Source organism: Clostridium sardiniense (assembly GCF_050584765.1).
Classification (GTDB): Bacteria; Bacillota; Clostridia; order Clostridiales; family Clostridiaceae; genus Clostridium; species Clostridium sardiniense_A.
Genome location: NZ_JBNOOR010000001.1, coordinates 436,774 through 449,969 on the forward strand (window position 1 = coordinate 436,774; position 13,196 = coordinate 449,969).

7 protein-coding genes are annotated in these 13,196 nt (G+C 30.1%); 5 read left to right on the forward strand and 2 right to left on the reverse strand.

Going from position 1 to position 13,196, the window contains the following annotated elements:
* Positions 1 to 695: 695 nt before the first annotated feature.
* Positions 696 to 2,108 (forward strand): tyrosine-tyramine antiporter, encoded by a 1,413-nt coding sequence (tyrP, locus tag ACQPUW_RS02195; RefSeq protein WP_430835856.1) that lies wholly within the window; start codon positions 696 to 698, stop codon positions 2,106 to 2,108.
* A gap of 183 nt (positions 2,109 to 2,291) precedes the next feature.
* Positions 2,292 to 4,145: a tyrosine decarboxylase gene (gene tdc / locus ACQPUW_RS02200; RefSeq protein WP_430835857.1), complete on the forward strand. Its 1,854-nt coding sequence runs from the start codon at positions 2,292 to 2,294 to the stop codon at positions 4,143 to 4,145.
* Positions 4,146 to 4,206: 61 nt separating this feature from the next.
* Here tdc (ACQPUW_RS02200) and ACQPUW_RS02205 read toward each other — a convergent pair whose 3' ends face one another.
* Positions 4,207 to 6,078, reverse strand: a complete 1,872-nt coding sequence (locus tag ACQPUW_RS02205; RefSeq protein ID WP_430835858.1) for a pyridoxal-dependent decarboxylase — start codon at positions 6,076 to 6,078, stop codon at positions 4,207 to 4,209.
* A 601-nt stretch (positions 6,079 to 6,679) separates the two neighbouring features.
* Here ACQPUW_RS02205 and tyrP (ACQPUW_RS02210) point away from each other — a divergent pair.
* The 3 genes from tyrP (ACQPUW_RS02210) to tdc (ACQPUW_RS02220) all read left to right on the forward strand — a co-directional run bounded on the left by tyrP (ACQPUW_RS02210) (position 6,680) and on the right by tdc (ACQPUW_RS02220) (position 12,046).
* On the forward strand, positions 6,680 to 8,095 hold the full coding sequence (gene tyrP / locus ACQPUW_RS02210; protein WP_430835859.1) for a tyrosine-tyramine antiporter: 1,416 nt from the start codon (positions 6,680 to 6,682) through the stop codon (positions 8,093 to 8,095).
* A 479-nt stretch (positions 8,096 to 8,574) separates the two neighbouring features.
* Positions 8,575 to 9,984, forward strand: coding sequence for a tyrosine-tyramine antiporter (gene tyrP / locus ACQPUW_RS02215; protein ID WP_430835860.1), 1,410 nt, complete (start codon positions 8,575 to 8,577; stop codon positions 9,982 to 9,984).
* 208 nt (positions 9,985 to 10,192) lie between these two features.
* A complete protein-coding gene (gene tdc / locus ACQPUW_RS02220; protein ID WP_430835861.1) occupies positions 10,193 to 12,046 on the forward strand; it encodes a tyrosine decarboxylase in 1,854 nt (617 codons plus the stop codon).
* A 143-nt stretch (positions 12,047 to 12,189) separates the two neighbouring features.
* On the opposite strand, the gene ACQPUW_RS02225 is transcribed toward tdc (ACQPUW_RS02220), so the two are convergent.
* The gene (locus ACQPUW_RS02225; protein WP_430837263.1) at positions 12,190 to 13,101 is read right to left on the reverse strand and encodes an AEC family transporter; all 912 of its coding nucleotides are present in this window, start codon (positions 13,099 to 13,101) and stop codon (positions 12,190 to 12,192) included.
* Positions 13,102 to 13,196 lie beyond the last annotated feature (95 nt).

Genomic DNA, 13,196 nt, shown 5'->3' on the forward strand with positions numbered 1-13,196 from the left:
GAGCAAACACCACTAAAAAGCCAAATAGTGCGATTATTCCTAAACTAAATTTAATAGCATCAGATTTTGTACTCATAAATTCCCTCCCCACAAAATAAAGATGTTATTTTAGTATTCTACACAAATATACTAAAACCTTCAAAAATGTAAAAAAATACAATAAAAATAAATGCATAGTATTGAAAAGGTTTTGTAATAATGTTTACAATAAAATTTCTATATATTGTATTTTATGTTAATTTAAGAATGATTTATACAATATTTCTTTATTTTTATAAAGAAAACAGCTGAGAAAACGGTTTACTAAGGCTGAATTTAGTTAATAAAAAGGTAAAATATAAAAACGAATTCATATTGGTAGCACCAATAATTTATGAACAAATATTTAAAAAAACTAAATAAATCTGTTATTAGACTGAATATAAATTAGATTTAATAGCATTTTAAATGAATAAAATGAAAACAAAATTACTTAGATGTAAAAAATATAAACAAACTGTGTTCGACACATTCTTTTGTAATTTGACAAAAAAATAAAAGAGAATAATATAGAGTATGTGCTTCGTAGAAAACACATTATGTTTTAATATGAAGTAAAAATTTAGAGTAGATTATATAACTAATATATCTTTATACATATAAATAATTTGCTCTAGATTAAAAAACTAAATATTTTCACGAAAGGAAGTAGTCTTATGAGCAGTGTTAAAAAACTTACACTTTTCCAACTTATAGGAATCACAATGGCCTTCTTTGGTACAGTTAGAAGTGTTCCTACATTAGCAATAAACGGTTGGACTCAAATCTTTTACCTTGTAGGAGCAGTTATTGTTTTTGCTATCCCTATATCATTAATAGCAGCAGAACTAGCTACAGGATGGCCAGAAGAAGGAGGTCCTCACGTTTGGGTTAAAGCAGCCCTAGGAGAAAAATGGGGATTCGTAACATCATGGCTTTTATGGGTTCAAATGTTCTTCGGAATGGTTATGGTTGCATCAACAGTTGGAGTTTTACTTGGCTATGTTGTAGGAAATGCAGAATTAGCAAGTAACCACGTATTTATATTTATCGTTATACTTATTTCTTATTGGGGAGTTACTTTACTAAACCTTAAATTCGATATGGTTAAGATCGTTGGTAACTGGGGTGCTATAATTGGTGTTTATATTCCATTCGTAGCATTAGTAGTATTAGGTTTAGCATACTTCTTTAAGAACGGAATCCAAGTTGATAGTTACTTAGGAACATTCAGCGCAAGCAAGTTAATACCAAACTTCAGCGATTTCGGAAGTTTAACTTATTTCTCAGGAATTATATTTATATTTGCAGGGGTAGAAATATCATCAGTACATGCTAATAATATTGAAAACCCAAAGAGAAATTATCCAATAGCTGTTATAGGTTCAGTTATTCTTTTAGTTATATTTAACTTAATAGCTGGTTTAACAGTTGCAAATGCAGTCCCAATGGGAAAAATGGAATTAGCTAATATAACTCAACCATTTGTTATATTCTGTGCAAGTCTTGGAATACCAGCAGTATTCTCAAACATAATATCAGCTATGATAGCAATCGGTGTATTAGTTCAATTAAGTGCTTGGGTACTTGGACCATCAAAAGCAATGATTAAAGTTGCTGACGAAGGAAACTTACCAAGAGTATTCCAAAAGAGAACTTCAAATGGAGTACCAATAACATTCGTTTTAATACAAGCTATAGTTATTTCATTAATATCAATAACTTACTTAGTAACAGACGATGTTAACAGCGCATTCTTTATGATCACTGTAACTACTACTATACTTTACTGCGTAGTTTATATCTTAATTGCAGTTTCAGCTATAGTTTTAAGATACAAAGCACCTAATGTTGAAAGACCTTTCAGATTAGGATCAGGAAATGGATTAATGTGGATAGTTGCATTACTTGCTTTATTTGGTGTAGCAATCACTATAATAGTAAGTTTAATACCACCATCAATATTACCAACTAGCCAACATGCTGGATATATTGCATTCCAAGTAATTGGAACAATAGTAAGTGTAGTAATACCACTTATAATATTCAAATGTAAGAAACCAGAATGGAAAAAAGTAGATAATAAATAATTTAAGCATTATTTTATTATAAATTAAAAGCATTATTAAAAAACAAAAAGCATTATTTAAAACAAAAAGCATTAAACAAATATATTTAAAACGTATGGTCATTTAAACTGAGGTTAATCTTTCATTTTAAATGGTCATATGGTTTGTAATATATTACAAAGCATATGAAAAGGAGAATTATAAATGAGTGCACAAGATTTAAACTTAAAAGCATTATTTTTAGGACCAAAGTCAGAAAACAAAGATACTTTTGAAAAACATTTAAAAATGTTATTCGAAGATCACAGCGAATGGAGAAAAAACTACCATCCAGAAGATAAGAACATAATAAAGAAAGCAGACATGAGTGAAGAAGACTACATGATGACTGCTGACAGAATGGAAGAAGTTTTAACTGAATTATCAAGAAAGTTAAGATCACAATCATTACCATGGCATTCACCAAGATTCTTAGGACACATGAACTCAGAAACTTTAATGCCAGCTATATTAGGATACTTCGCTGCAATGTTATACAATGGTAACAACGTTGCTTACGAATCATCACCAGGAACTTCAGAAATGGAAGAAGAAGTTGGAGCAGATTTTGCAAAACTTATGGGATACGAAGATGAAATAGGTTGGGGACACATCTGTGCTGACGGATCAATCGCTAACTTAGAAGCTATCTGGTATGCAAGAAACATAAAATCATTACCACTTGCAATGAGAGAAGTAGCACCTGAATTAGTTGAAGGAAAAACTGAATGGGAATTATTAAACATGTCAACTAAAGACATCTTAGACTTAGTTGATAGAGTACCAGAAAAGTTAGATGATTTAAAAGATAAATCAGCTAGAAGCGGTAAAAACTTAGGAAAATTAGGAAAATGGTTTGTTCCACAAACTAAGCACTACTCATGGCTTAAATCAGCTGATATAATCGGTATCGGTTTAGACCAAGTTGAAGCTGTAGAAGTTAACGAACAATACAGAATGAATACAGAAGTTCTTGAAAAGAGAATAAGAGAATTAGCTGCACAAGGAATCCCAACTCTAGGAGTTGTTGGTGTTGTTGGTTCAACAGAAGAAGGAGCAGTTGATGATATACACAAGATCATAGCTGTAAGAGATAAATTAGCTAAAGAAGGAATAAACTTCTACGTACACGTTGATGCTGCATACGGTGGATACGCAAGATCAATATTCTTAGATGAAAACTTCGACTTCATCCCTAAAGATGAATTAAAAGCTAAATACTTAGAGCATGGAGTATTCTTAAACGAAGAAACACAATGGCCTTCAGATGATACTTATGAAGCATTCAAGGCTATAAGCGAATGTGATACAGTAACTATCGACCCTCACAAGATGGGATACATCCCTTACTCAGCTGGTGGTATAGTTATAAAAGATAAGAGAATGAGAGAATCAATCTCATACTTCGCAACTTACGTATTTGAAAAAGGAATGGACATCCCTGCATTACTTGGAGCATTCATGCTTGAAGGATCAAAAGCAGGAGCTACAGCTGCATCAGTTTGGACAGCTCACAGAACATTACCATTAAACATAACTGGATACGGAAAACTTATCGGAGCTGGAATTGAAGGTTCATTCAACCTTTACAACCACTTCAACGGAAAAGAATTCATGGTTGGAGACAAGAAGGTTATACTTAACACATTAATAAGACCTGACTTCAACATGGTTGACTTCGCATTCAACGAAGAAGGAAACACTGATTTAACTAAGATGAATCACTTAAACCACGATTTCTATGAAGAAGCTTCATATGTAAGAGGTGGATTATACAATAATGATTTCATCACTTCACATACTGATTTCGCAGTACCAGACTACGGAAACAGCCCATACCCATTTGTTAAATCACTTGGATTCTCAAGAGAAGAATGGGATGAAGTACAAAAGGTTACTGTATTAAGAGCATGCGTACTTTCACCATTCATAAACAACAAAGAAACATTTGCTGAATACATGGATAAAGTAGATGCAGCAATCCAAAAGAAATTAGAAAATATCTACGACGTAAGATAATATAAATTTCTTATATAAGAAAGGACCTCACATTTTGTGAGGTCCTTTTTAGCTATAAATATTATTTTATATCAAGGTCACTTAAGACTAATTTTAAATCATTAACTATAGCTTCACTAATTTTTTCGTTATAAATATCGAAGGTTTCTCTATCTGCAAAGAAAGGATTCATAGCTGTAGCTCTTAATACACTTACTTGATGAACTTTATCCCATTCATCCTTTGGCATATTGAATCTATTTACAAAATCTACGAGACTATCACCATAATCTGCATAATCAAATACTGTATGGGATGTTATAAAATCATTTGTAAATAGTTTTGTACAGAAGGAGGCTTCTTCATAAAATTTATGATTTAATTCATTCATGAGCTCTAAATCAGTATTTCCTTCAATATTAAAAGCAAAATCTACCATATTAAAGTCAGGGTTAACTAAAGCGTGTACTACTAATTTCTTACCACGAACTTCAAAAGTTTTTTGAGATTCTATTCTATTATAAATATTATGGGCACCTTCTATACTAGAACCTATCAATTTACCGTATCCTGTAATATTAAGTGGTAATACTTTATGAGCAGCCCAAACAGCAGCGGCAGATGCACCAGCTTTAGAGCCTTCTAGAGTGAAAGCACCTAATAAAACTGGAATATCCATACCTTTTTCAAAAACATAATTAGCAAAATATGATATACAATCTTTCATTCTTTTATCCTTAATACATATTCCACCTGCTGCATAAGGAACATAACCCATTTTATGAGGATCTATTGTTATACTGTCTGCTTTATCCATAGATTTAAAAGCATTATATATTGAAGAAGATGGCCAATCTACAGCATCAGGGTTTTGGAATATATTATGCTCTTTAAACTTTTCTTTTAAATCTGATTCTTTTATAAAGTTAAAGTTTTCATCCAGGAATATTGAACGTGCATAAGCGCCAAAAGCAGCATCTACATGGAAATAGAAGTTAATACCTTGTTTTGAAAATTTATCTTTTAAGTCTACTATTTTATCTATATAATCTACAGCACCTTCTTCTGTAGATCCGACCACACCAACAAGACCTAAAATAGGAACTTCATTTTTTATACAATTATTTATTATGTTCTCAAGGGCAGTTATATCCATTCTAAAATGATTATCTACTGGAACTTCAATTAAATTGTCACTGCCAATACCCAATATATCTGCGGCCTTAAGCCATGAGTAATGTTTTGTTTGTGGGACTAATAATTTTCCAAGCTTCGGTATGATAGAAGATACAGCTCTTGCGGAATTAGATTTTATTTCATCAAGTTTCTTAGGATTCTTTTCTAATAAATCTAATATTTCATCAACTGACATGTTTAACAATTCCCATTCAGACTTTCCAGAAACAAGTTCAGGAGAAACTTCTTTAAGGGCAAGTGGGATAGATTTTAAGTTTCTTGCATACCATAAGGCTTCTAAGTTTGCAGTTGTACCATCAGCACTTATGTGTCCCCAGCCTATTTGTGGGTCTATTCCCATAAGAGTACAGAAATCTTCACCAACTTCACCTTCTAAAATAGTAGTTGCAGGGGCACCTTCATAAGCACAATTGTTGCCATTGTAAAGCATAGCAGCAAAATATCCAAGTAAGGAAGGCATAAGTGTATCTGTATTCATATGTCCTATATATCTCATTGAATGCCAAGGCATCATGTTAGATCTTAATTTAGATGAAAGTTCTTCTAAAATACTTTCTGTCCTATTTTGTGTATTGATAAAGTCTTGAGATGAAATTGTATCATTAAGTATTACGTCACCATCTTCTGGGTGAAAATTTTTTCTCCATTGAGAATGCTGATTAAACATTTTTGTTAGATTTTTTAAGAAAAAATCCTCGTTTTCAGATTTTGGGCCTAAAAATAGGGCACCTAAATTTACATCAGTAGTATTTTCCATTAAAAACATCTCCTTAATATATTTAAAAATAGTCAATGTAAGAAATATATTATTACATTAATTACATTGACTTGAATTATTACCATTAAATAATAGATGGTTAGGAAATATAGTGCAAAAATTAACAAGATTTGAATAAAGGGTATATATTGGGAAATGCTATCAGTTTGATAAAAAAGGAACTTAATAAATGATATAATAGGAAAAAAATATATAAAATATCTAATTATTAGAATAAAATATCTAATAAATCCCATGAAAAAGATTACAAAAGGAATTTTTTTAGTAAATCGTATTAATTATTTATTATGATAAATTTCATACAAAAATTAGTAGTGATAGATAAAATATAGATTAGTGTTAATGGTTTATGAATTTAATGATTAAAAAAAGAAAATATTAATAAAAAGACTTTGAGAAATATAGAAAAATATTTAACTTTCTTAAGTATATAAAGATAAAATTTAAATACAAAAAAATGATAATTAATACTATGTTTGACAATGAAAGTTAAAGGTTTATCATAAAGTTAAAAAATACGTACTTGTCTGTAATGGTTTTATTATCATATGAGATTAGGTATTATGAGAGGAGTATCTATATGAGTAGTGTAAAGAAACTAACGCTTTTCCAATTAATCGGTATAACCATGGCGTTTTTTGGAACTGTAAGAAGTGTTCCTACATTAGCTATTAATGGATGGACGCAGATATTTTATTTTGTTGGAGCTATAGTAATTTTTGCTATTCCGATATCATTAATAGCAGCAGAACTTGCAACTGGATGGCCAGAGGAAGGAGGACCACAAGTTTGGGTTAAAGAAGCCCTTGGAGAAAAATGGGGTTTTGTAACTTCATGGCTTTTATGGGTTCAAATGATGACTGGTATGGTTATGGTAGGAACTACAGTAGGGGTTTTACTTGGATATGTTGTAAATGATCCAAAATTATCACAAAATAATGTTTTCGTAGCACTTTGTATACTTGTATCGTTCTGGGGTGTTACATTATTAAATTTAAAATTTGATATGGTTAAGATAGTTGGTGATTGGGGGGCGGTAATAGGTGTATACATACCATTTATAGCACTTGTAGCATTAGGGATAGCTTATTTAATTAAATTTGGATTAAATCCTAATGGTTACCTAGGAACCTTTAGTGCAAGCAAACTAATTCCTGATTTTCATGATTTGGGAAGTTTGACTTATTTCTCAGGAATTATATTTATATTTGCAGGAGTAGAAATATCATCAGTACATGCTAATAATATTGAAAATCCAAAGAAAAATTATCCAATAGCAGTTATTTTATCTGTAATAGTATTAGCAATATTAAATTTAACAGCAGGACTTACTGTTGCAAATGCAGTTCCTGATGGAAAAATGGAACTTGCAAATATTACACAACCATTTGTTATTTATTGCAAAGGACTTGGAATACCAGCAATATTTAATAATATAATATCAGCTATGATAGCAATTGGAGTATTAGCACAAATAAGTGCCTGGGTACTTGGTCCATCAAAAGCAATGATTAAGGTTGCTGAAGAAGGAAATTTACCAAAATTATTTCAAAAGAGAACAGATAAGGGAGTGCCTATAACTTTTGTAATAATACAAGCTATAGTTGTTTCTCTTCTTACATTAGCATATGTGGCAATTCCAAATGTAAACAGTGCATTCTTTATGATTACAATAACAACAACTATACTTTATTGTATAGTATATATTTTAATAGGGGTATCTGCTATATTGCTAAGATATAAAGAGCCAAATGTTAATAGACCATTTAGGTTAGGGGCACATGGAAATGGTTTTATGTGGGTAATAGTTTTACTTGCTTTGTTTGGAGTTATCCTTACTATAATAGTAAGTCTAATACCACCATCAATATTAGAAGAAAGTGAACATACTTTCTATATATTATTCCAAGTAATTGGAACAATAGTAAGTGTTATAATTCCATTATTAATATTTAGATTTAGAAGACCTGAATGGAAAAAGAATAAAGAAGAATAAGTATAGAATAATTACTGCCTTAATAATACATTTAATGTATTATTAAGGCAGTAATGTTAAAATGTTGTTTTACAAATCTATATTTTCACATTATTAATAAAGTAATCATGTAAATATCAATGTTTATCCATATTAATACAGAAAAATTAATCAAATATGAACTATTAATCAAAATCTTTTCAAATGAATGAATTATATGTATATATGGGAAAATTTTACATGGATAAAAAATCAACAAAGTATTAAAAAGTAAACAAATTTTTTTAAAATATACGCAATTAAATCTGGGCAATTTGACAATAACTCTCTAAGGTATAAGATAGAGGTGTAGCCAAGCTACAGCAGTTTAGTGATTATTGTTTTGTTAAATCCAGATATAGATTATTAAAGCATTAAATTTATTAAAAGCATTGGTAATAAAACAAAAATCACTGATTGTAAGATTAAAAATTTAATATTGAAAGAGAGGAATTATTCTTATGAGCAGTGTCAAAAAACTTACACTATTCCAACTTATTGGGATTACTATGGCTTTCTTTGGTACAGTTAGAAGTGTGCCTACATTAGCTATTAATGGTTGGTCTCAAATTTTCTATTTAGTAGGAGCAGTTATTGTATTTGCTATTCCAATATCACTTATAGCAGCAGAACTTGCAACAGGATGGCCAAAAGAAGGAGGCCCTCAAGTTTGGGTTACAGAAGCACTAGGTGAAAGATGGGGATTTGTAACTTCATGGCTTTTATGGGTTCAAATGTTCTTCGGAATGGTAATGGTTGCTTCAACAGTTGGAGTTTTACTTGGTTATGTTGTAGGAGATGCGGAACTTTCACAAAACCATATATTCGTATTTATAGTAATTATTATTTCTTATTGGGGTGTTACTTTATTAAACCTTAAGTTTGATATGGTTAAGGTTGTTGGTAATATAGGTTCTTTAATAGGTGTTTATATTCCATTTATAGCTTTAGTTGTATTAGGTATAGCTTATGCAGTTAAAGTTGGTATTCAACCAGGTAGTTATTTAGGAACATTTAGCGCAGATAAAATTATACCTAATTTCCATGATTTCGGAACTTTAACATATTTCTCAGGAATTATATTTATATTTGCAGGGGTAGAAATATCATCAGTACATGCTAATAATATTGAAAACCCTAAGAAAAATTACCCAATAGCTGTTATAGCATCAGTTATTTTATTAGTAATAGTTAACTTAATTGCAGGTTTAACTGTTGCAAATGCAGTTCCAATGGGCAAGATGGAACTATCAAATATAACTCAACCATTTGTTATATACTGTGCGGGACTTGGAATACCACCAATATTTAATAATATAATATCAGCTATGATAGCAATTGGTGTTTTAGCACAATTAAGTGCTTGGGTACTTGGACCATCAAAAGCAATGATTAAAGTTGCTGAAGAAGGAAATTTACCACCAGTATTCCAAAAGAGAACAAAAAGAGGAGTACCAATAACATTTGTTTTAATACAAGCTATAGTTATTTCATTAATATCAATAACTTACTTAGTAACATCAGATGTTAACAGTGCATTCTTTATGATTACAATAACAACAACTATTGTTTATTGTGTAGCATATATCTTAATGGCTATATCAGCAATTGTACTAAGATATAAGAGACCAGAGGTTGAGAGACCATTTAGACTTGGAGCAAAAGGAAATGGATTAATGTGGGTTGTTGCAATACTTGCAATCATTGGTGTATCAATTACTATATTAGTAAGTTTAATACCACCATCAATATTACCAGCAAGCCAAGGTCCTGGATATATAGCATTCCAAGTAATTGGAACAATAGTAAGCGTGGTAATACCACTTATTATATTCCAATTTAGAAAACCTGAATGGAGAAAAGTAAAATAATAAATTATTAAGAAAAGCATTAAAAATACTATCAATATAGTAAAACATCATATGACATTTAAGTATTAGCATTATCTTAGGTGTCATATGATTTAAATAAATATTATAAAATCCTCAATGAGACGTGTGGTAATTTAAAATGAATTGCATTAGTTTCATTTTAAATGGTCATATAGTTTTAGTTGAGTCTACGAAGGAGAAGATATAAATGAATGGACAAGATTTAAACTTAAAAGCATTATTTTTAGGACCAAAATCAGAAAACAAGGAAACTTTCGAAAAGTATTTAAAAATGTTATTTGAAGATCATAGTGAATGGAGAAAAAATTATCATCCAGAAGATATGCCAATAATCAAAAAGAGCGATATGAATGAAAATGATTTTGGAATGACTTCAGATAAAATGGAAGAAGTTTTAACAGAATTATCAGTTAAACTTAGATCAAAATCATTACCATGGCATTCACCAAGATTCTTAGGACATATGAACTCAGAAACTTTAATGCCAGCAATTTTAGGATATTTCGCTGCAATGTTATACAATGGTAACAACGTTGCTTACGAATCATCACCAGGAACTTCACAAATGGAAGAAGAAGTTGGAGCAGATTTTGCAAAACTTATGGGATATAAAGATGGAATTGGTTGGGGACACATCAGTGCTGATGGTTCAATAGCTAACTTAGAAGGTATTTGGTATGCAAGAAACTTAAAATCATTACCACTTGCAATGAGCGAAGTTTGCCCAGAACTTGTAAAAGGAAAAACTGAATGGGAATTATTAAATATGTCAACTGAAGAAATCTTAGATTTAGTAGCTAAGGTTCCAGAAAAATTAGATGATTTAAAAGATAAATCAGCAAGAAGCGGTAAAAACATTCAAAAATTAGGTAAATGGTTAGTTCCACAAACTAAGCATTATTCATGGCTTAAAGCTGCTGATATAATTGGACTTGGATTAGACAATGTTGAAGCTGTAGAAGTTACTGATAAATTTAGAATGAATACAGAAGTTCTTGAAAAGAAAATCAGAGAATTAGCTGCACAAGGAATCCCAACTCTAGGAGTTGTTGGAGTTGTTGGTTCAACAGAAGAGGGAGCAGTTGATGATATACACAAGATCATAGCTGTAAGAGATAAATTAGCTAAAGAAGGAATACACTTCTATGTACACGTTGATGCTGCATACGGTGGATATGCAAGATCAATATTCTTAGATGAAGATTATAATTTCATACCTAAGGATGAATTAAAATCAAAATATTTAGAACATGGAGTATTCTTAAATAAAGAAACTGAATGGCCTTCAGATGATACTTATGAAGCATTTAAAGCAATAAGTGAAGCTGATACAGTAACAATCGATCCACATAAAATGGGTTATGTACCATATTCAGCTGGTGGTATAGTAATAAAAGATAAGAGAATGAGAGATTCAATTTCATACTTTGCAACTTACGTATTTGAAAAAGGAATGGATATCCCTGCATTACTTGGAGCATTCATGCTTGAAGGATCAAAAGCAGGAGCTACTGCAGCATCAGTTTGGACTGCACACAGAATATTACCACTTAACATTACAGGATACGGAAAACTTATAGGAGCAGGTATTGAAGGTGCATATAATTTCTATACTTACCTTGAAGGAAAAGAATTTAAGGTTGGAGATAAAACTATAAAGATGCACAACTTAACAAGACCAGATTTCAACATGGTAGACTTTGTATTTAATGAAGAAGGAAATACAGATTTAGCTAAAATGAATAAGTTAAATCATGATTTCTATGATGAAGCTTCATATGTTGATGGAGGATTATACAATAATGACTTCATTACATCACATACTGATTTCGCTGTACCAGACTACGGAAATAGCCCACTTAACTTCGTTGAAAGATGTGGAATAACTAAAAAAGAATGGGATAAAGAAGAAAAGGTTACTATCTTAAGAGCTTGTGTACTTTCACCATTTATAAATGATAAAGAAGTATTCAATGAATATATGGACAAGATTCATGAAGCTATTCAAAAGAAATTAAATAAAATCTATGATGTAAGATAGTATATTATACTGAAGTAGCAAGGTTTATTACCTTGCTACTTTTTTTATTTTGAATATAGTAAAGGATAATAAAATAATAAGGCAACACTATATTATTAATATAATGTTGCCTTATTATTTTATATAAGTAAGTATTTTTATAATTAAAAGATACTCATAATTATAGGAATAGTTATAATTGAAAATAGAGTGGTTACAAAAACTAATTTAGCTGCCAGATCTTTTTTTACATTATATTGTGCTGCAAATGCAGAACATACAACTGCAGCAGGGGTAGCTTCTAATAGTATACAAATATTTTTTAAAAAATGATTTGCATTAAAAAGACTTATTAAAAGAAATACCATTATAGGTATTAATATAAGTTTTATAAAACTTACATAATATATAATTTTTCCTTTAAATATTTCTTTAAGTTTTAAATTACCAAGCATGGCACCAACTATAATCATAGCAAGTGGAGTAGTAGTGCTACCAATTAATGATATTGTCTCTGATATTGGATCAGGTAATTTAAATTTAGTTATAAGCAGAATTACACCTAAAAATATAGCTATAATACCTGGGTTTAAAATTATCTTTTTTAAATCATCTTTATAGTTATCCTTTAAATTGGTTTTACTAAATAATATAGTTCCGTAAGTAAAAAGAATTATATTATAGGGAATTCCGTAAATTGCTGTATAAAACACTCCAATTTTTCCATATAAACCAGCCATTAAAGGATATCCCATAAAGCCTGCATTTGAAAATATAAGAGCAGACCTAGATACAATTGAAGTATCTTTATCAAACTTAATGCATAATATCTTTGTTATAAAGATTAAGAAAATATGTATAACTGTAGAATATAAAAATATAAGTTCTGCATTAAATATTTCCTCTTTTGATATATTATAATCAAATGAAGAAAGGATCAAAAAGGGAAGTGCTATATTTAATAAAAACTTAGAAAGGGATTCATTACTTTCCTCAGTAATTATATTCTTTTTCCTAGCATATACTCCAACAATCATAATTAAAAATAATATTATAACTTGATTTACTATTGTCATATTCAATTTTATCAACTCCAGTGTTATATTTTAATACACAGTATAATTATACATTGATAATAGATATAGTGTTCATAAGACAAGGAAGCTTAATA

Excerpts from the sequence above, each read along its gene's own strand:
- tyrP (WP_430835856.1), top strand. The coding sequence starts at position 696 with ATGAGCAGTGTTAAAAAACTTACACTTTTCCAACTTATAGGAATCACA.
- tdc (WP_430835857.1), top strand. The coding sequence starts at position 2,292 with ATGAGTGCACAAGATTTAAACTTAAAAGCATTATTTTTAGGACCAAAG.
- ACQPUW_RS02205 (WP_430835858.1), bottom strand. The coding sequence starts at position 6,078 with ATGGAAAATACTACTGATGTAAATTTAGGTGCCCTATTTTTAGGCCCA.
- tyrP (WP_430835859.1), top strand. The coding sequence starts at position 6,680 with ATGAGTAGTGTAAAGAAACTAACGCTTTTCCAATTAATCGGTATAACC.
- tyrP (WP_430835860.1), top strand. The coding sequence starts at position 8,575 with ATGAGCAGTGTCAAAAAACTTACACTATTCCAACTTATTGGGATTACT.
- tdc (WP_430835861.1), top strand. The coding sequence starts at position 10,193 with ATGAATGGACAAGATTTAAACTTAAAAGCATTATTTTTAGGACCAAAA.
- ACQPUW_RS02225 (WP_430837263.1), bottom strand. The coding sequence starts at position 13,101 with ATGACAATAGTAAATCAAGTTATAATATTATTTTTAATTATGATTGTT.